Genomic DNA, 20,752 nt, shown 5'->3' with positions numbered 1-20,752 from the left:
CCTGTAAGGCTCTTAGCTCCGCACGGCAATCACCTCAATTGTTACTGTTTTTTCGTGTACAGTATAAATGATTCGGGCAGATACATTATATAGCCTCCACAGTGATTTGATAGCAGTTTTGCTCTCATGCTCTAACAGTTTATCTATATCCCTTTATTCATGAGGGTTGCAGCAATGGGAGCAACTGTGGTAACAGAGTGAGAGCAAACGTTTGCTCTCACTGAAAGTTTCATTCGCTTGAAACTAATGCTGGAACTACTTGAAGGGGATAAAGGCAGTAGGAATCTAAAGTACTTCTTCCAGTAGCACAAGTTCCCAACTACACCACACTATCGTAATTAGTTTTAGTCCGCCTTTCGCTTTAGCCTCCGCTACCAATTCATCCTGGCTATAACGAAGTAACTGCTCCCGCGCCTCATCGGCAAGTGCCCTTATTTCTTTCTCCGAAGCACCAGCTTTTGCATACTTCACTTCGAGCAGATAAGTTAATGGCGGCATTACAGGAACCGACGGACTAGGTTTGAAAAGGAAGTCGGCAAAACCTTTATTCAGTTCGTATTCCGGATACAGTTGATAATAACGGTACATACCTAAATAAGCCAACAAAAAGCCTTTAATATGTGCTTCGCCCTCTATATATTCGCGAATACGGCTTTGCTCACGGATAGCCTCTGCTATAAAATTAAACAACGGTTTCCAGTCTCCTCTGAAAGCCATGTTCTCAAATAACATCGTCATCCGGTTCATATCAATCTTAAAAATATCATGTTTGATATATCCTTGGATCAAAAAGCTAAAAAGCTGTTCTCTGACCACCAGATTCGGGACATGCAGAATGGGTCTTCCCACCATATCGACTCCTTTAATAGAAAGAAGTCCGAAATAGAATAACAAAGACTTGAAATTGCGTACATCCGTCATTTCCAATGCGGAAAAGTGTGTAGCAATGTCCGTAGTTATTTCTCCCTGCTCGGCTATTTCTTTAATAACAGAGAAGTTCTCCCCCAATCCGTGGTCAAGTCGAATCAAGTAAGCTAATTTATTAAAGTCAGTACGAATGTTGGGGTCTACAATTTCATCAGGCTTTTCTCCATGCAATACAAAAGATTTCATAAAGTAAAGCACCATATCGGAGTTAAACATACAATCTGCTAATCTACTTCTACTAAAGCAGTAATTGTCATAGTTGGGTTTCATCATGACAATTGTCTCATCTACCGTTTGCATGAGCACTCCCTGTTCTTTATAATAAGTAAGCATTTCACGCAGTTCCGCTTCACTGAAACCTACTAAATCATTAAACCAAGGATCAGTCGTAATATTGGTTCCTATATTAAAACCACTGGTGACGTCATCCATCGTGACAGGACTCACTCCTGTGATAAACATACGCTGAAGAGCGGACCCCGTACCGGTGGTAGCAGCCTTTATCACATTAAAGAATCCACGAACGAAGCCTTCACCATGAGTCGCCTTTTGATAATACTCTGTACCATAGGTCGAAAGAATCGTATTCGTAAAATTATCATATTCATCAATAAGGAGATAAATAGGTAGATTTCCTTTACGGGAAGCATAAGAATTGATAGCTGATAAAAAAGCACCCGGATCTTGCTGTATCTCTTCATCGAGAACATCCCAAATTTCTTTTCCCAAAAGATCTTCATATTTGAACACAAAATCCCTAAGCTTACTACAGCAATGCAATTTAAATGATCGCTCTACTTCATTGACATTAGAACTTACTTCCGAAAAGTTGAACCGCATAATGAGATAACAATTATGCTTCGGGGTTGGATGTTGACCTATATAAAGATGCCCGAATAGCTCATCAAAGTCATTAGCATATACTACATCGTAATAAGCCTCCAACATAGCCAAAGTCAAACTCTTTCCAAACCGACGAGGACGAATCAGGAAAAGATAAGCCGGTTGCATCTCGATTCTCTCGATGAACATGGTCTTATCTACATAGTAATAATTGTCCTTTTGAATTCGGGCAAAGTCCGTCAATCCATAGGGTATTTGTTTCATCATATCACGATTCCTTTCATTATATTTGTTCTTTATTTCTGCAAGCTCTGCTCTATATTTTGCAAACGACGTTCCAGTGCTGCGTACTTTTCATCCTTCTCTTTCAGCAGACGTTCGTAGAGTTCAGTGATTTTTTCGATAGGATTGAAGTTGTTGACTCTATTATCAGTACTATTGTCGCTATCTTCCGTATAGGATTTAACTGTACCCAAACTAATCTTTGCTCCACCTGTATATTGTTCCGAATCATTCACCGTATTATTTTCAAACACCACCGTCTGCGCATCCTCTTCCAAACTCTTCAGATACTCGAAAGGGACTCCCAATGCCCGTGAAAAGCGGTGTAACATTTCATCATCAATCACTCTCATCTGCTCATATTTAGATACTGCTGATTGTGATAAATGTACTAATTGGCTTAAAACCTCCTGATTCATATTCTTTTCTATACGAAAACGACGTATGTTATGTCCATGATGAACTCTCCCAACAGTTAATTCTTCTGCTTCCATGATTCTTTTTTCTTTTTAAAATCCAACAAATATACAAATGAAAAGTTTCGTTCGAAGCAAATATACGAAAAAAACGAATAGATGTGGTAATATGAATAAAAGGAATATTCCAACTTAGCAAATGGAATAAAAATCATATTACTTTCATTCTAAAGTTCAAAAAGAAATTAGAACTTTGCCAAGTATAAAATAAACACCAAACGAACAAATATGATAAAAGTATTAACCGAAATAGAATACAAGTTCTTAAAAGAATTCATTGCCCTGATAGAAAAATACAACTTACTTTTCACTACAGATGAAAAGGGAGAAATTGAAGTCACAGTTCATAGACAACAATTAACAACAGAAACAAATCAGAATTCAGATTTACTACATACTCCCATACACTTAGGAGATTGTTTCGACGAAACAGAACTAAATTACATATTAGATCAAACTGATGAAAGAATAAAACAGATAGCAGAAGAATATCAGTCAGAAGAGATATTCATCCAACATCTAAGCAAAAACAATAAATCCTAATCTATTTATAAATACCCCACCAGTCTTTTTTTATCCCCACGGCCTCTTTCTTTTTCATAAGGAAGGGGTCGTCCCTTTTAAAATAAAGACATCAACTCCAAACTACGGTAAGCTTCATTTCGAAATAATAATGAGCAAATCCCTTATACAAGAGGGAATCAAACTTCTATAAGAGTACTTCCGAATAAGTACAAGACTGGATTGTGATAAGTACTTAAGTTGTCTGATTCCGGTACAAGATTTGGAGCAAAGATGTACTACCTCCACTCCACCCTCTTATTGAGTCACTCTTCGCATTCAGCCTTTTCAGTCTCGTTCGCAAACGTCCTGATAGAAGGGGATAGAGGCTGAATGCGCTATTTTGTACCCCGCATTTAGGAACCTCTGAACGGGAGTAACTGATTTCAGTCCTTTCAGCGTTGATAATACATAAAAACCATAGTTTGTTTACTATAGCGACTCTGCATACAAGTTATAGTCCCTCAACACGTGGGGTAAATTCTGTAAGCTCGGAGATGAGTTTCATTCGCCACCGAGGTAAAGGTTACTCACCACCGAGATAAAAGTAAGTGGGATGCCGGCTTATTTCAAAAGAGTAAAGACAAACCAATAGTTCAGAAACAAACAGAGGGTCTGTTTACTCTGGACAGACCCTCTGTTTATACCGAATGGAGCCTCAAATTGAGATAAACACAGGCTCTGTTGAGCCTAAGACTAACAGTGTTCGAAGCTCTTATTTTTTCCGACTGAAAGAGCTGAAATCAATAACTCTCGCTCAGAGGCTTCCAAAGACGGGGTACAAAATAGCGACTTCAGCCTCTATCCCCTTCTATCAGGGCGTTTGCGAACGAGACTGAAAAGGCTGAATGGTGTGAGAAAGATCTATGTCTGAGATGTCCTATCCGAACAATATTTTTGAGCTCATCATCCACCGTTTCAGAATTTCTCTTGTTATTTGGTGATTTCTTGGCAGAAATCGCCTGCTAAACAATAAATTTCAGTAATTTTGCTTTCAATGAATTTAGCGGTAAAATCCAGTAAATATTATAACTGAAGACCATAAGTCTACTACTGCTATTACTTATTTTCAAAGAATTAACCGTTAGTTTATAGTAAGCTCACGGTTATTTAAGATTGGATACAAATGGACATAGATTTTGAATCATACATCCGTGGCAGCGAGCCTGACAAAAAAGAAAAGGCTTCAGCTTGGAAAACAGCTATCGGCTTACAAGCTGTAGATGGATTACAGACATCTGATTATCTTAAAGATACAGCTGTAAAGCATATCGAAGGTGATATAAGCATTGATGAGGTGAAGAAACTCATCAATGGATACTATCAATCAAAGACTGCGCGTACTTTACAAGATGAAGAGACTGAGGAAGCGGATAAGGTATCTGCCAATATTGCCCGAATCTTAAACGAACAATCGTTTGCTTTTTCCGTGGCAGGATTCACTTCCATTCACCGCAGATTATTTGAAGAGATATTTAAGTTTGCCGGAAAAATTCGCGACTATGATATAACGAAAAAAGAATGGGTACTTCGTGGTGATACGGTACTTTACGTCAACTCTGAGGATTTACGCAGGGCATTAGAATATGACTTGGAGCAAGAAAAGACCTTCTCATACCAAGGCTTATCTATGGACGATGTAGTGGTACATATAGCTAAGTTCGTATCAGGCATCTGGCAGATTCATCCATTTGGCGAGGGTAACACTCGTACTACGGCAGTATTTACTATAAAGTATTTACGCAGCATCGGCTTTGACGTGAACAATGACTTGTTTGCCGACAACTCTTGGTATTTTCGCAATGCATTAGTTCGTGCCAATTATAGAAATGTACGGAAAGGCATTGAATCTGATATGAGTTTTTTGATTTTGTTTTTCAGGAATCTGATGATAGGAGAAAATAATGAGCTGAAAAATAGAACAATGATTATCAACGCCCCACAAAAGTTGACCGAACAAGTTGACCGAACAAGTACCGAACAAGTACCGAACATGCTAACCGAACAACTCAGTGCAGCACTTACAGCAATCATAAAAGCTATCGGTACAGAACAGTATTCATTAAAAGCATTAATGGAGAAAATAGGATTAAAGCATCGCCCCACTTTTATAACGAATTATCTGACACCGGCTATTCAAAGTGGTTTTGTAACTCTTCTTTATCCCAATAATCCTAAACATCCTCGACAAAAGTACCTGTTAACAGTGAAGGGACTAGCTGTTTTTAACTCACACAAATGACGGACGAATAGGAAATACTTTTTCTAAGTCACATTATTGACAGACCCCTTCCATCCGTTCTAATTCCTAGCCACGAAACTGCGTTACAATACAATGTAACTCGGTATCTTGTATCAATTGGCGTACTCTTGGGGCAACTGCATATCCCTTTATCTGCTCCACAGCCTCTTGCCCTTGTGCTTCTGCTTTCTCTGCCGTATCTTTTAAAGACAGATATTTCAGTTCAAGGATATAGCTATGCTTCACCTCATAACGAAGTAAGTCCGGCATCAGAAATAAATCGCAGTAACCATGATTCAATTCAACTTCCGGAGCTGTCAGATAATAAGCATTCACACTCAGGTAAGCGGTAAAAAAGCCCTGAATATTACGTTCGCCTTCAAAATACTCAGAATAACACGTTCAGTTCGTGCAAGCACGCATAAAACAAAAGTATATTCCGGCTAAAAGAACAAAAGAAAGGGAAACAAAGTTAAGGACGTAAGCTCATATAAAACTTTATTTTAAGTCAAGGGGAGCGAAGCCCCCCTTGACTTCACTCCCCCACAATCTTTCTCCTCTACTTTTTGCCTAATACACGGAGAAAACAAGTTTGAATTAAAAAAAGTTACACCTAATATTTATAAACCTCTAGAAATTTCTACCAGTATCCCACCAGAGGCGAGTTCCACCGTTATCTTCACCTCCCAAAGCTTTCTTCAAAGCAGAATATTGAGTAGGATTGTTTTTTTGAATGTCTGACGGATATGGCAAGCGACGAATACGTATGTTGGTATCGATAGCTCCACCACTATTGTTCACAAAGACTTTGAACAACTGCGGATAACCTGTACGGCGTTGTTCTGTCCAAGCCTCATAGCCTTCAGGATAACAAGCAATCCACTTCTGTGTAAGGATTCTTTCCAGTTGCTCTTCCGGAGAAGCACCTCCATCCCACTTCGGAGTCACTTTAATCAGCGCTTTCACATCATATTTTGCTTCGAAGGCATCGACATAATCGGAAGGAGTAGCATCACTTGTGAGATAATCGCCTACATTCACTCCCCATTGCTGACAGGAAACCGTAATACCTTTCTCGTAGCAGTCTTTCACGTTTTCGGAAGTAAATCCACGCAAGGCAGCCTCAGCACGAAGGAACCATACTTCGGCAGCAGTCATCAAGATAGCATCGGTCTGTTTGGTTATCGTACTCTTGGAATGCAGACGGTAACGGTTCTCGTCTTTTACAGTAACTCCTGTTCCTTGGGGAACACCTTTATAAGTACCGGCAATCTTATTTCTTTCGGCAATAATCAAATTACCCTTTTCGTCTTTTATATCACCACCTTCCGCTTTCGAGTAATACTTAATCAGTCGCGGATCATTATATCCTACCAAAACAGACTCCATCGTAGCACCCATGAATACTTCTCCCCAGCCTTCATTGACTGTTCCCAGCGGATTCTTATAACCGCTTTCGGTAGAAACGGCAACTGTTTCATCCGCACTCTCCAACACGCCACCGGCAGTTGCATCCATCGCTTTGGCAACTTCTGCTCTCGCCAGATCAGGGGCACTCATCGATACACGGATTGCAAGCCGCAAGCGGAGAGAGTTTGCAAACTTCACCCACTGTGACAGTGTACGTTTGCCTGCCGGCATCAGAATATCGGCAGCAGCAAAAGGTTCAAGAGCGGCATTGGCTTTCTTATATTCGTTGATCAGTTTGACTCCTTCGTCCAAATCTTTGAAGAACTGACGGTAAGCGGCTTCCTGACTATCGACATTATCACCCTCTTCCTGTCCGAATTTAGTGTAGACAATAGGGCCATAAGTATCAGCTATACGGTGCATCAACTCGACTTTCAGGATTTTGGTCACTCCCAGCAAACCTTTCTGTTCCTGATTGATCTTCTCCGATTTCTGAGCGGCGGTCATTATATATCCATAAGTATATGTCCATGCCGAGCCTGTCCAGCCGTCATTCAAAGCATATACAGAGTTCTTGTCATTGAAACTGTTGTTCATATCGTGAAAATATCCGGCAAACATATCATGACCCAGATTCTGTATAGTCTGGAAAGTCCAGTCGGTACCTTTTCCCCAATCGTAGTTGAAGTAAATACCCTGTTGCATGACTCCGAGGTTCAGCACATATTTCTGAAGATCATATTCCTGAAGTTCAGGCGTATATCCGGCTTTATTGGCATTATCTGATTCAAAACCATCCGTACATCCGGTAAATGTCATCAGTCCGGCTACTAACAGATTCGCTATATATAGATTTTTTTTCATAATTCGCTTGCTTTAAAGTTAGAATGTAAATTTAACGTTGAAACCAATGTTACGGGTTGTCGGCATACCGAATACATCAACTCCCTGATTAGTGTTACCTACAGACAAGATAGCATCCGGATCGAAAGGAGCATCTTTGTAGAAGAAGAACAGGTTACGTCCCACCAATGATACATCGATACCAGTGAATACCTTAGTCTTGGCCAGCAAAGTAGACGGGAACGAATAGCTCAGAGATAATTCGCGTAAACGTATATTGGTCGCACTGTACATATAACGCTCGGAAATACCGTTACGGTCACCTACTACTGAATAGAAACCTTCTACATTCTCAAATCTTGTTCCGTCAACTTCCACATAACCTCTGTCACGTGCTTCAGCCGTAGCCTTCGTTACGCCTCTGCCGTCCAATGTAGCTTGTGTCAGAGACATGACATCACCGCCTTTGCGCATATCGATCAGGAAATACAGAGAGAAACCCTTATAAGTGAAGGTATTAGCCCAACTCAACAGAAAGTCCGGATTACAATTTCCCAGATATGTTTTATTACCTGACTCTGAAATAGGTTTGCCTTCATCGGATACCTTAATCTTACCTTGTTCGTCACGTGCGAACGTATTTCCATAGATGTCTCCCAAAGAGCCGCCTTCTTTAATCTGCATCATATATGCCATAGAGAAACCCGGGTCACCATATACGAAGGAAGTATAATTCGGAGCCAGTTCGACTACCTTATTACGGTTTTGTGAATAATTGAAAGTCGTTTTCCAACGGAAATCTTCGGTCAGCACCGGAGTAGCTCCCAATGTGATTTCAAATCCTTTGTTGCGAATCTTACCTGCATTGATATAACGGTATGCATAATCTTCACCCGCACTGGTCGGAACTTTCAGCAACTGATTCTTAGTATCTGTCTTGTAGTAAGTAAAATCAAAATCAACACGGCTGTTGAACAATCTCCATTCCAGACCAAATTCAATAGAGTTACTGATTTCCGGTTTCAGGTCACCTCTGTTATATACGTCTACTGCCTGCAACTTTCCTCCGGCCCCGATGATATCAGACAAATCGGTAATACCAATCGGTAAGTCGTTACCTACCTGCGCCCATGATCCGCGAATCTTTCCGAAAGAAATCCATTGCGGTAATTTAAAGCTTTCGTTGATCACCCAGGAGAGTCCTACAGAAGGATAGAAGAATCCTTTATCCATACTATTGGTATGTGACAACGTGGACGACCAGTCATTACGTGCTGTCAAGTCGAGGAACAATGCGTCTTTCCATCCTACCTGCGCTGTTGCGAATACGGATTGAATCGTACGTCTGCGGTCAATCACTTGCTCGGCAGAAGCACTGGTGTTCATTACAATATTGGGAACAGTGAATAAGTTGGGTTTATACAAAGAAGCTGTCTTGGAATCCAATGTCAATGAATTCTCGGTCTGCACATTAATACTACCACCCAAAGCGGCATTCACGGAGAAATCTCCGAAATGCTTGTTGAACATAGCCATCACGTCACCATAAATCAGGAAGTTCTGTGTGTCGGCATATACATAGCGGCCGTTATTTCCTACAATGGCAGGAGAAGTGCTCGCATACATTTTCTGGTCAAACTTATCGCTGACGTAATCCACATTCCCACGAGCTTGCAGGTTGAGCCAGTCGGTTGCTTTCAGATTGGCAGTCAGGGAGGCCAATGCACGGTAGCGCTTATTGTTGTTCAAGATACGGTTCTTTACCCAATATGGGTTTTGTGTCCATTCGCTCGGAGTGGTAAACCAGCTCTGTACGGGCATATTACGATTCTCGTCGAACTTTTCGAAATTAGTGGCATATTCGCTCAGGTCCTGTCCGCGCGGGAAACCATAAACGTCCACCAACGGATTGAGGTAGATACCTCCGGAAGTAGGAGAGTTTTTAATAGTCTGCACCATCAGGTTAGCATTGGCGTCCAGTTTCAGACGGTCATTGAAAAGGGAAGCGCTCTCACGCAAAGTCAGATTATGCTTACGCAACTTGTTGGAGTCGACAATACCTTTGGCGGTCGTGTTGGCATAAGAGAAGTAAGTCTGCAATTTCTCATTACCGGTCATCACAGAAACCGAGTTGATAGCGGTCACTCCATTGCTGAACCAGTTTCCGGCATTATCATAGTCCTTCACATTTTCCTTTTCTCCCCAGCTTGAACCGGCTTTCGCTCCATAACTATTTTGAAATTCCGGCAAACTGATCGCATGATCAACCGTCAGACCGGATGAGTAAGTAATTCTCTGGATTCCCGCTTTACCCTTCTTAGTCGTAATAAGAATCACACCGTTGGCTGCCTGCGAACCGTACAATGCAGCAGCAGAGGCACCTTTCAGAATACTCATGCTTTCAATATCATCCGGATTCAGATTGGAGATACCGTCACCCGCATCACGGTTGACACCGTCATTCTTACCGCCCATAACAGTAGATACGGATTCTGTGGTGCTATTGAGCATAGGCACACCGTCAATCACATACAACGGCTGGTTATTTCCGTCTTCGTTGGCCGAACGGATACCACGGATAGATACTTTGGCCGAACCTCCCAAACCGGAAGCACTCTTGCTGATCTGCACACCTGCCGATTTTCCGGCAAGGGCGGCAATCATGTTGGGGTCTTTGGCACGGGTCAGTTCGTCGCCTCCAAGCTGTTGGGTAGAATAAGTCAGCGAGGCGGCTTTTTTCTTGATACCCATAGCAGTTACCACTACCTGCTCCAGTGCCATCGACTCTTCTTCCATCTTGATCTTGAAAGTGGTTTGTCCGCTGACAGAGAGGCTCTGCGGTTGGTAACCTACATAGGTGATATTAATGATAGCGTCGCTTGGCACTTTCAAAGTAAAGTTGCCATCCAAATCGGTGATTGTACCATTCGTCGTACCTTTTTCCACGACACTGGCGCCAATGATAGGCTCGCCTCTCATGTCGGTCACGACACCTTTCACCGTAATTTGTTTCTGTTGCTGTGTGGATGCATGCTCCGTTACGTTCTTGGTCAGCACAATATTATTGCCTTCCACCACATAATGGATACCTGTTCCTTCAAAAGCCTTATCGAGTATTTCGGATACCGGCTGATTGGTAGCATCTACATTAACTACCCGCTTGGTATCGACACTTTTTTTATTGTAGACAAACAAATAGTCGGTCTGAGACTCAATCTGGGTAAGCAATTCGCTTACTTTCAGAGTCGAACGCGGAATGCTTATTTTAGCACTCTGAGAGTATCCATTCTCACAATAAGCCTGGAATGTTACGAACAGAAGAAGGAATAATGTGATCTTCATAGTCAGTATTATTTGCTTAGATTCTAAACTTTTTGGGCAAAAAAGCCCTTTCAAAGAAATTTTTCTCATATCTTTGCAACGTGTTAAGTTAATAAATTGATTAAGGTCGATTTTTGACTGTTTCGAATCGGGAAGTATGGGGGTACTTTCCGATTCTTTTTCGGTAAGGGGTATACTTATTGACTGTTATTCATAATCATTATGCTTTTAAAGGGTTAGTACTAATTTAAGGTATATATCATTGAGCTCAGTTATTCATCTTAATTTTTATTCCGGCTTTATTCTATCCGGATGCTGTCTCCTTCCTCACTGATCGAATAAGTAAACGGGTGATCTTTCTGGATAACCTTGAGAATGTGCTCGATACCGTCCTGTTCCTTGAACTTGCCCGTACAGCGATAATTCAGCACTTTCGGATTCTCTACGGTGATCTTCACATTATAATATTTCTCCAGCTTGGTGAGGATGCAACTGAAAGGAGAATCGTCGAAGCAATACAGTCCTTCCCGCCAACGCAGATAATCATAAGAAGGCAGAACGGCTTTTTTATATTTTCCCTGATAGGAGCCGAAGAACTCATTCTTAGTCAGGCGGGTCAGCGGACGTTCATTGTCATAAGCGTAGATATCAACGATGCCCTCTACCAAGGTAGTCTCAAATTCATTGCTTCCTTTATATGCGCAGACGTTGAAATGAGTACCTACCACTCTGACCTGATTGGTCTCCGTATTTACGTAGAAAGGTATCTCCTTATTCTTCGCTACTTCAAAGTAAGCCTCTCCGTCCAGTTCCACATCTCTGTCGCGGCGCCCGAAGTCAGATCTGTAGCTCAGCGTCGATTCAGAATTCAGCCAGACTTTGGTTCCGTCCGCCAGCGTAATCTGTGCCCGCTGACCGGCAGGAACAGTAACCGTCTGCAACTGTGCCAATTTATCATACCGGTATTCATTAATCAGAAGTCCGCAACTGACAGCTACGATTACAGCTGCAGCTATACGGGCACTCCACCTTAACATGGGAATGATGCGAGCGCCCGCGCCTGCTTTCTCTCTCATTTTTCTCTTAGAGTCAGTAAAAAGGGCGATGTCAAACAGCATACGTTCTTTCTGTAATGTCTTCCGGTTTTCTTCCGATTCGTCCACCCAGTTAAGAATGCGTTTTTCTTCGTCAACAGAAGTCTCGCCCTTAAAATATTTATGTAGTAAATCCTGGTTCATAGATGTTGTCTTTTCCTATTTATATTTATAGAAAGGCTTTTTCTCCCCTTTCTATATATAAAACAGGTCAGCCCTGAACAACCCTAACGAAAAATGCGATTATTTTTAAAAAAGAATAGAAACCAGGTAATCTTTCAGTTCGGTACGCAGAATTTTCAATGCTTTGGTGATGTGGAACTCCACACTTTTGACGGAAATACCGAGTTGTTCCGCTATCTTTTTGTTCGGAGTATTTTGATAACGGCTCAATATAAAAATCTGCCGGCTTTGGTTCGGCATACGTTTCAATGCTTTCTGTACGATATGCTGTATTTCCGAATCAAAGATCGTATCCGGTTCGCAGGCTTCCAGTGTAGAGATTCGCAGGTCCAGTTCCCGCTGGCTATGGCTATTTATTTCTTCTTCGGCCCGAAGACGCACTTGCAGATGTGCCAGATAGTTGAGCGCTTTGTTTTTGATGATCGTCAGCAGCAGACCGTGCAGATTGGAATCTTCTTCCCACTTATCCCTGTTTTCCCACAGAGTAATCATTGACTCCATCAATATATCTTCCGCCTCCTGCCTGTCTCTTATATAAGAATAGGCAAACGACAAAAACTTCTCTTGATTCTCATGAAAGAATTCAGAAAAAAGTTGAATAGAAGATATGTTGTTCGTTTGGTGCATCACGCATAAGATTTACAGGCTATTTTCATTAGTTCGTACAAAAGAACACATATTTTCGCAGAAAAGCAAAATAATAGACAAAAAAATAGCCCGAATACTGAGTAATCGGGCTATCACATTATCTAAAAGCTATCTGCTTTTTTACTTCTTTTCCGGTCTTGGCATCAATACTTTTCTTGAAAGTTTGAATTTTCCTGTCTTCGGATCGATGTCAATCAGTTTCACTTCGATCTCATCACCTTCCTTGATTCCGGCTTCTTCCACTGTTTCCAGACGTTTCCAGTCGATCTCGGAAATGTGCAGCAAACCGTCTTTACCCGGCAGGAATTCAATGAATGCACCGTAAGGCATGATAGAACGAACTTTACCTTTATATACTTCGCCTACTTCAGGAACAGCAACGATTGCTTTGATCATGCGCATTGCATCATCAATACACTTCTTGTTGGTTCCGGAAACTTCGATGCGTCCCATACCGTCTGTTTCTTCGATAGTGATAACAGCACCGGTTTCTTCCTGCATACCTTGAATGATTTTTCCGCCAGGGCCGATTACAGCTCCGATAAATTCTTTAGGAATAGTCATTGTTTCAATGCGAGGAGCATGGTCTTTCAGGTCAGCACGCGGTTCAGCGATTGTCTCGGTGATCTTGTCGAGGATGTGCATACGTCCTTCTTTAGCCTGGTTCAAAGCACGTTCCAGAATTTCGTAAGACAGACCGTCTACCTTGATATCCATCTGAGTAGCAGTGATACCGTCTCTTGTTCCGGTTACCTTGAAGTCCATATCTCCGAGGTGGTCTTCGTCACCGAGGATGTCAGACAATACAGCATATTTTTCTTCGCCCGGATTCTTGATCAGTCCCATAGCAATACCCGATACCGGCTTCTTGATCTTCACACCGGCATCCATCAATGCCAATGTTCCGGCACATACGGTAGCCATAGAAGAAGAACCGTTAGATTCGAGGATTTCCGAAACAACACGTACTACGTACGGATAGTCAGCAGGAATCTGTCCTTTCAAGGCACGCCAAGCCAAGTGACCGTGACCGATTTCACGACGGCCTACACCACGTTGAGCTTTTGCTTCGCCTGTAGAGAAAGGAGGGAAGTTATAGTGCAGCAGGAAACGTTCTTTTCCGTGTTCCAATACATTGTCGATAATCTTTTCGTCGAGCTTCGTACCCAAAGTGACAGAAGTCAGAGACTGAGTTTCACCACGAGTGAAAATAGCAGATCCGTGAGGACCGGGCAGAGGACCAACCTCACACCAGATCGGGCGGATTTCAGTAGTCTTACGACCATCCAGGCGCTTGCCTTCGTCAAGAATTGAACGACGCATCGCTTCTTTTTCTACATCATGATAGTAACGGTCGATCAGCGGAGCTTTTTCTTCAAGTTCTTCTTCAGAGAACTGAGCCTTGAACTCTTCGCGGATAGCATCAAAAGCATCGAAACGTTCGTGCTTGTTGTTATTTCCGGAAGCAGCTACTGCATAAGCCTTGTCATAACAAGCCTCACGAACTGCCTTACGCAATTCTTCATCGTTTACTTCATGGTTATATTCACGTTTCACTGTCTTGCCTACTTCTTCAGTCAGCTCCATCTGAGCCTTGCAATGCACTTTGATAGCTTCGTGAGCTACCTTCATTGCTTCCAGCAGTTCAGCTTCAGATACTTCGTGCATTTCGCCTTCTACCATCATGATGTTATCATAAGTAGCGGCAACCATCAGGTCCATATCAGCTTTTTCCAGTTGGTCAAAAGTAGGATTGATTACAAACTGACCGTCGATACGTGCTACACGTACTTCCGAGATCGGTCCGTTGAAAGGAATATCTGAAACAGCGAGTGCTGCAGAAGCTGCCAATCCGGCCAGTGCATCCGGCATATCTACACCGTCAGCAGAGAAAAGGATGATATTTACATATACTTCTGCGTGATAATTATCAGGGAATAGTGGGCGGAGAGCGCGGTCAACGAGACGACAAGTCAAAATCTCATAATCGGAAGCTCTACCTTCTCTCTTGGTGAAGCCACCAGGAAAACGGCCGAATGCCGCAAATTTTTCTTTATACTCTACCTGCAAAGGCATGAAATCTGTTCCGGGAACTGCATCTTTAGCGGCACAAACAGTAGCTAATAACATGGTGTTTCCCATGCGTAGCATTACAGAACCGTCTGCCTGTTTTGCCAACTTTCCCGTCTCGAGTGTGATGGTTCTTCCATCAGGTAACTCGATCGTCTTAACAATTGGGTTAATCATAAAAATTGTTTTATCTATACTTTTCTTTCAAAATTCCTGCAAAGATATACATTTCTCGTTGTAATCAGGTGGAAATGAGCTAAAAAGTTAGATGCTATATGTTTTTTTTGCAAAATAGAGGTGAAGAAGCAGGCAAAAAGCTTTGAGTAATCTCGAAAAGACGTATATTTGCAACTCTTAAAAAACACACGAGATATGAAAAAGATAACTTTTGTAGCGCTTGCCGCACTTACCATTACAGCTTGTAGTTCCGGTCCTGAGTTTGAAGTGAACGGAGACATATCAGGGGCCGACGGGAAAATGCTTTATCTCGAAGCTTCCGGTCTGGAAGGTATTGTTCCGCTTGATTCGGTTAAATTGAAAGGAGAAGGTACATTCAAGTTTAAACAACCCCGCCCCGAATCACCCGAGTTTTATCGCTTGCGGGTGGACAACAAAGTCATCAACTTTTCTGTGGATTCTATCGAAACGCTACAGATCAACGCTCCATACGTTGATTTCTCTACCGCCTACACGGTAGAAGGATCTGAAAACAGCAGTAAGATAAAGGAACTGACGCTGAAACAAATCAATCTTCAAAAGAATGTGGACGAGCAACTGAATGCGCTGCGTGCCAACAAACTGGGACACGATACGTTTGAAGAGAACCTTGCAACACTGCTGAAGAACTATAAGGAGGACGTCAAAGTGAATTATATATTCGCAGCTCCCAACACGGCAGCCGCTTACTTCGCCCTGTTCCAAAAGCTGAATGACTATCTGATCTTCGATCCGCTGAACAACAAGGACGATGTAAAATGTTTTGCAGCTGTCGCTACCAGCCTCAACAATACATATCCGGATGCTGTACGTTCAAAAAATCTATATAATATCGTAATCAAAGGGATGAAAAATACCCGTCAGCCACAGAGCAAGTCTCTGGAAATTCCACAGGACAAGATCATCGAGACCGGTATTATCGACATCGCCCTGCGTGACGTGAAAGGAAATACCCGCAAACTGACCGACCTGAAAGGGAAAGTAGTGCTGCTGGATTTCTCCGTATTCCAGTCACCGGCAGGAGCGCCTCACAATATGATGCTTCGCGAACTATATAATAAATACGCAAAGGATGGGCTGGAAATCTATCAGGTATCTCTCGACGCAGACGAGCACTACTGGAAAACCGCAGCAGGCAACCTGCCCTGGGTTTGCGTACGTGACGGCAACGGTGTCTACTCGACCAACGTAGCTGTATATAATGTTCGCCAGGTTCCATCCATCTTCCTGATCAACCGGAACAACGAACTGAAGCTCCGCGGCGAAGACATCAAAGACCTCGAAGCATCCGTCAAGTCATTACTCTAAGTTGTTATAATTTAGCATATTTCATTTAAATATGTTACATAGCATCATTTTTCACTTGACAGATATCACTTAAAAGTCTATCTTTGCAGAGAAATAATTGAAGAGAGGGTTCCAACATGTGCCATGTTGGAATTCTTTTTTGTTTATATGACCATTTTAAATAAAAGGAGGAAAAACATCATGGCTTATATGTCAGAAGAAGGTTACAAAAAGTTAATGGCAGAATTAAAGGAACTGGAAACAGTGGAACGCCCCAAAATCTCTGCGGCTATAGCCGAAGCAAGGGATAAAGGCGACTTGTCGGAAAATGCAGAATATGATGCAGCCAAAGAAGCACAGGGGATGCTTGAAATGCGTATCAACAAATTGAAAACGGTCATTGCAGATGCCAAGATCATCGACGAGTCCAAACTAAAGACAGACTCTGTACAGATTCTGAACAAAGTGGAGCTGAAGAACGTCAAAAATGGCATGAAGATGACTTATACCATCGTTTCCGAAAGCGAAGCTAACCTGAAAGAAGGCAAGATTTCCGTAAACACCCCGATTGCACAAGGTCTGCTTGGCAAGAAAGTAGGTGATATTGCAGAAATTACCGTACCGCAGGGTAAAATTGCATTAGAAGTAGTAAACATATCAATTTAACAGAAAGGCAGGTCTCCGTGTGAGGCTTGCCTTCTTTTATCTATCAAAGATTATGGCAACAATATTCAGTAGAATCATCGCAGGCGAAATTCCTTGCTACAAGATAGCGGAAAACGATCGTTTTTTTGCTTTTCTTGATATCAATCCATTGGTAAAGGGACATACGCTGGTAGTCCCCAAACAGGAAGTAGACTACATCTTCGATTTAAGTGACGAAGACCTCGCAGCAATGCACGTATTCGCAAAGAAGATAGCCCGTGCCATCGAAAAAGCCTTCCCTTGTAAAAAGGTAGGCGAAGCGGTTATCGGCCTGGAAGTACCGCATGCCCATATCCACTTAATTCCTATTCAGAAGGAATCGGATATGTTGTTCTCCAATCCGAAACTGAAATTATCGGATGAAGAATTTAAATCCATTGCGCAAGCAATCAGCTCCTCTCTATAAAACATGATGACGACATAAGCGAGCGGGCACCCTGAGAAGGGCGCCCGCTTTTTTTCATATCATACATTATATATGATTATTTCTTCAAGGGGTCCGGCGACTTGTCTTTGCTTTCGGCTACCTCAACCAGATAAACGCCGATACAAATAAAAATGATGGCACACGTCTGCGTCCAGCTAAAACGGTCCTGTCCGAGAGCCAGAGAAGCAATGGTCGCAACAATCAGAATCAGATAACCGTAGATCGCGACGACTGTTGTTTTCAGATACTTCAGACCGACCGGAAGCAACATATAGCTGATCGTTGTCGGAAATATGAGTACAAACATCAATATCAGGAAAGGTGTCCAATGGAACGGCATAGAGAACACCGGCGCATCGAATCCTGTAATAAATGTCACAATAATAGCAGAAACCGCCGCACCGGAGAATGTATATCTCAACATAGTCATCGCCCCGATAGATGAAAGGATACGCTGACTCAGAATCAGATAGACAGCATAAACGATGGAACTGATCAGGCAAAGCATATTTCCCATGAAAGCATCGGAGGCCAAATCATCGCTCTGTTGGGTCAGGATGCAGACCAGTGCACCGACCAGTCCGATGGAGATTCCGAGAATCTTCTTCCATGTCGCCTTCTCCTTATAAAAGAAAATCATAATCAGAAACACCCAGATAGGCTGCAGACTGGTAAATATGGAACTGGATACAGGAGTCGTTTTACTCAACCCCGCCAGATAAAGAAACATAAAGCCGTACAGTCCGAATGCCCCTAACAGGAAAAGCAGCCATTTGTCTTTGGCGGATGACTTTTCCGGCGGCATGAACCATCCGATCACCCAAAATGCAGCGGCGGCAAAGGTGCAACGAAGTGTCGCACCTGTCAACGGGCTCATCCATAGGGGAAGCAGATACTTCAGGGCATTCATATTCAAACCGCTGAATATTTTTGATACAGCCATACTCAGATTGGCTTCCAGTTTCTTATTCTTCATCTTTTTTTATTTCAGTTGATCGTTAAACAAAAAGGTATCACGGCGCAGGTAAGCCCAGAAGAATGTGACAATAGTTATCAACAAGTTGAAGACAAAAGGAAACTCTTGCGACTGGGTATGAAACAGATTTTGGAGAAAATCTATAATAAAAGGATAGAGCAAGATGGCGAGATAATTCATCATCATCACAAAAGCCAATGCCATTGTCGCCTTTTGAGGCAGTGCCGTATGCGTCGTTTTATCATACAGCATAGGCTGAATAATGCCATATCCCAAACCGACCAGGATACATCCCGGAATAATCAGCCATTCGATCGGGGCAATCCAGATCAGCGCCAGCCCCACAGCCATAGACAGGAGGCTGTATGCTTTGGTACGTTCTTTCAGTTCATCCACTATCTTGTCCAGACAGAAACCCGGAGCCATAATCGCTAAAAAGAAAAGCGAGATCATCAGTCCCGAATTGCCACTGGAGAAATGGTGTTTCTCCATCAGGAAAGAAAGGTTGAATATGACTGCCAGCACAATAAAAGTCGTCACTCCGTAGAAAAGCATGATCTGAAGCAGATGCTTGATATGGATTCCATATTTACTTCCTCCGGTATCTACGGCAGCCATTTGTCCGGATGGCGCGGTACTTTGAGAAGAAGGTTTGACGGCAGCGTCAGACCGACTTTCTTTTAAGTGACCAACCAACAGAATAGAAATCAACGGGAGCAGATAGACCAAAAACGGCAAATGCCAGCTGACTTCCGCCAGATATCCGGTCACGGCAGTAGCTATCACCAATGTAAAATTGGTAATGGCAGAACTCAATCCGAATTGTTTCACCCGATAAGTACCCACAAAATATTTTGAGATTAACCCCGTGGACAGAGGAATAATCAGTCCGGAGCCGATACCCAGCAGGGCACTCACAACGATCAATTGCCACATTTTGTTGGAGATCAGATATAAGATACCGCTTGCAGCAAAGAGCCAGAGTCCGATTTTCAGGATACGGACAAAATCAACCTTTTCCGTGAGCTTACCGCCCAAAAGGATAAAAGGGATAATCAGCAACGACGGCAGCGAAGTCAACATCTGAATATCCAGGTCGGTCGCTTTCGGAAAGATTTTGGTAAGGTCGCCCAATATAGGCGAAACAGCCAGCCCCGGCAAAGAGGTCAATGCCGAGATAGACCAAATAGCTATTAAAGTGATAAGAGGTATTGTTCCCCTTCCAGTTTGTATTTTCATATACCGGTTCGTTAAAAGTTTAGGTCTGATGAAAACAATGATTACCTTATAAAGTTCAAATGAGGCAACAGTGAATATTCAAAAAACGGGTGAAAAACACCCAAAAACTATCAGATTATGGCCTAAAAACTATCCGCAAACAGTTTTTAGGCTAAATTCCGTCAGTTTCACCCCCGCCGTACTTTAAAAAATCCCGTAAACTTGCATCATCGAAATTTAACAACGAATATTCACAATTTAAAAAGCAACGTATATGAAAAGTGTAAGCTTCAGAAAAGATTTAGTAGGAGTACAGGACGAATTACTCCGTTTCGCTTATAAGCTGACAACCGACCGCGAAGAAGCAAACGATTTGTTGCAGGAAACATCATTAAAAGCATTAGACAATGAAGATAAATATATGCCTGACACAAATTTTAAAGGATGGATGTATACCATCATGCGCAATATCTTTATCAACAACTACCGCAAAGTAGTTCGTGACCAGACATTCGTTGACCGGACGGACAACCTTTACCACCTGAATTTACCGCAGGACACAGGGTTTGAAAGTACCGAAAAAGCCTATGACCTGAAAGAGATGCACCGTGTAGTCAACTCATTACCCAAAGAATACAGAGTGCCGTTTGCCATGCACGTTTCCGGCTTCAAGTACCGCGAAATCGCAGAAAAGCTGAACCTGCCGTTAGGTACGATAAAGAGCCGCATATTCTTCACCCGCCAAAAACTGCAGGAAGAACTGAAGGACTTCCGCTAAACCTTAACAACACAATTCAATAGGTATCAGATAACTATAAGCTGCCAGTTGTCAGCGAATAGCCAAAGGCAAGAGGGAAACAACCCCTTCTTGCCTTTTTTGTTTCCGTCCCCACCGCCTTACACCTGCCCCAAAGCCGCCCCTTAATAAACGCCAAATAATGTAAAAGTCGAAAACTTTCAAAACCATCTGCTGTTGTTGAGGGAAATTCGACGGGGAAAATCCCCATCGCCCTAAACCTTTAA

General features: G+C 42.4%; 16 protein-coding genes and 1 pseudogene. 6 read left to right on the top strand and 11 right to left on the bottom strand.

Features of this window, described 5'->3' with window-relative positions; genetic code table 11:
• Positions 1–285 precede the first annotated feature (285 nt).
• Positions 286–2,037, bottom strand: coding sequence for a PD-(D/E)XK nuclease domain-containing ATP-binding protein (locus NBH01_RS14765; RefSeq protein WP_055300413.1), 1,752 nt, complete (start codon positions 2,035–2,037; stop codon positions 286–288).
• 29 nt (positions 2,038–2,066) lie between these two features.
• On the bottom strand, positions 2,067–2,546 hold the full coding sequence (locus NBH01_RS14760; RefSeq protein ID WP_061473110.1) for a helix-turn-helix domain-containing protein: 480 nt from the start codon (positions 2,544–2,546) through the stop codon (positions 2,067–2,069).
• Between the two features lie 210 nt (positions 2,547–2,756).
• On the opposite strand from NBH01_RS14760, the gene NBH01_RS14755 reads away from it, so the two are divergent.
• Complete coding sequence (locus NBH01_RS14755) at positions 2,757–3,071, top strand: hypothetical protein (RefSeq protein WP_225680144.1); 315 nt, start codon at positions 2,757–2,759, stop codon at positions 3,069–3,071.
• Positions 3,072–4,215: 1,144 nt separating this feature from the next.
• Positions 4,216–5,331 (top strand): Fic family protein, encoded by a 1,116-nt coding sequence (locus NBH01_RS14750; RefSeq protein WP_178068122.1) that lies wholly within the window; start codon positions 4,216–4,218, stop codon positions 5,329–5,331.
• 66 nt (positions 5,332–5,397) lie between these two features.
• Here NBH01_RS14750 and NBH01_RS14745 read toward each other — a convergent pair.
• From NBH01_RS14745 to pnp, 6 genes and pseudogenes are all read right to left on the bottom strand, one after another.
• Positions 5,398–5,712 (bottom strand): annotated as a pseudogene (locus NBH01_RS14745) (PD-(D/E)XK nuclease domain-containing protein); the annotation flags it as partial.
• A 249-nt stretch (positions 5,713–5,961) separates the two neighbouring features.
• A complete protein-coding gene (locus NBH01_RS14740) occupies positions 5,962–7,605 on the bottom strand; it encodes a SusD/RagB family nutrient-binding outer membrane lipoprotein (protein WP_117978294.1) in 1,644 nt (547 codons plus the stop codon).
• An 18-nt stretch (positions 7,606–7,623) separates the two neighbouring features.
• The gene (locus NBH01_RS14735) at positions 7,624–10,995 is read right to left on the bottom strand and encodes a TonB-dependent receptor (protein ID WP_195577477.1); all 3,372 of its coding nucleotides are present in this window, start codon (positions 10,993–10,995) and stop codon (positions 7,624–7,626) included.
• 209 nt (positions 10,996–11,204) lie between these two features.
• Entirely contained in the window at positions 11,205–12,143 is a 939-nt protein-coding gene (locus NBH01_RS14730) for a FecR family protein (protein ID WP_225680142.1), read from the bottom strand.
• A gap of 105 nt (positions 12,144–12,248) precedes the next feature.
• Positions 12,249–12,809 (bottom strand): RNA polymerase sigma-70 factor, encoded by a 561-nt coding sequence (locus NBH01_RS14725; RefSeq protein ID WP_048698248.1) that lies wholly within the window; start codon positions 12,807–12,809, stop codon positions 12,249–12,251.
• A 141-nt stretch (positions 12,810–12,950) separates the two neighbouring features.
• Positions 12,951–15,077 carry a polyribonucleotide nucleotidyltransferase gene (gene pnp, locus NBH01_RS14720; RefSeq protein WP_008765197.1) on the bottom strand — a complete coding sequence of 709 codons (2,127 nt, stop codon included), beginning with the start codon at positions 15,075–15,077 and terminating at the stop codon, positions 12,951–12,953.
• 195 nt (positions 15,078–15,272) lie between these two features.
• On the opposite strand from pnp, the gene NBH01_RS14715 reads away from it, so the two are divergent.
• From NBH01_RS14715 to NBH01_RS14705, 3 genes are all read left to right on the top strand, one after another.
• On the top strand, positions 15,273–16,424 hold the full coding sequence (locus NBH01_RS14715) for a TlpA disulfide reductase family protein (protein WP_008763566.1): 1,152 nt from the start codon (positions 15,273–15,275) through the stop codon (positions 16,422–16,424).
• A 180-nt stretch (positions 16,425–16,604) separates the two neighbouring features.
• Positions 16,605–17,069, top strand: a complete 465-nt coding sequence (gene greA, locus NBH01_RS14710) for a transcription elongation factor GreA (protein WP_008765198.1) — start codon at positions 16,605–16,607, stop codon at positions 17,067–17,069.
• A 52-nt stretch (positions 17,070–17,121) separates the two neighbouring features.
• A complete protein-coding gene (locus tag NBH01_RS14705; protein WP_008763564.1) occupies positions 17,122–17,514 on the top strand; it encodes an HIT family protein in 393 nt (130 codons plus the stop codon).
• A 76-nt stretch (positions 17,515–17,590) separates the two neighbouring features.
• On the opposite strand, the gene NBH01_RS14700 is transcribed toward NBH01_RS14705, so the two are convergent.
• Complete coding sequence (locus NBH01_RS14700; RefSeq protein WP_211479266.1) at positions 17,591–18,511, bottom strand: DMT family transporter; 921 nt, start codon at positions 18,509–18,511, stop codon at positions 17,591–17,593.
• 6 nt (positions 18,512–18,517) lie between these two features.
• The gene (locus tag NBH01_RS14695; protein WP_211479267.1) at positions 18,518–19,750 is read right to left on the bottom strand and encodes an MFS transporter; all 1,233 of its coding nucleotides are present in this window, start codon (positions 19,748–19,750) and stop codon (positions 18,518–18,520) included.
• Positions 19,751–20,003: 253 nt separating this feature from the next.
• On the opposite strand from NBH01_RS14695, the gene NBH01_RS14690 reads away from it, so the two are divergent.
• Positions 20,004–20,507 carry an RNA polymerase sigma factor gene (locus NBH01_RS14690; RefSeq protein ID WP_011108357.1) on the top strand — a complete coding sequence of 168 codons (504 nt, stop codon included), beginning with the start codon at positions 20,004–20,006 and terminating at the stop codon, positions 20,505–20,507.
• A 34-nt stretch (positions 20,508–20,541) separates the two neighbouring features.
• On the opposite strand, the gene NBH01_RS26690 is transcribed toward NBH01_RS14690, so the two are convergent.
• The gene (locus NBH01_RS26690; protein WP_055230036.1) at positions 20,542–20,736 is read right to left on the bottom strand and encodes a hypothetical protein; all 195 of its coding nucleotides are present in this window, start codon (positions 20,734–20,736) and stop codon (positions 20,542–20,544) included.
• Positions 20,737–20,752 lie beyond the last annotated feature (16 nt).

This window comes from Bacteroides sp. B1-V-101 (assembly GCF_023656585.1).
Classification (GTDB): Bacteria; Bacteroidota; Bacteroidia; order Bacteroidales; family Bacteroidaceae; genus Bacteroides; species Bacteroides thetaiotaomicron.
This window is presented reverse-complemented; position numbering and strand designations above follow the sequence as displayed.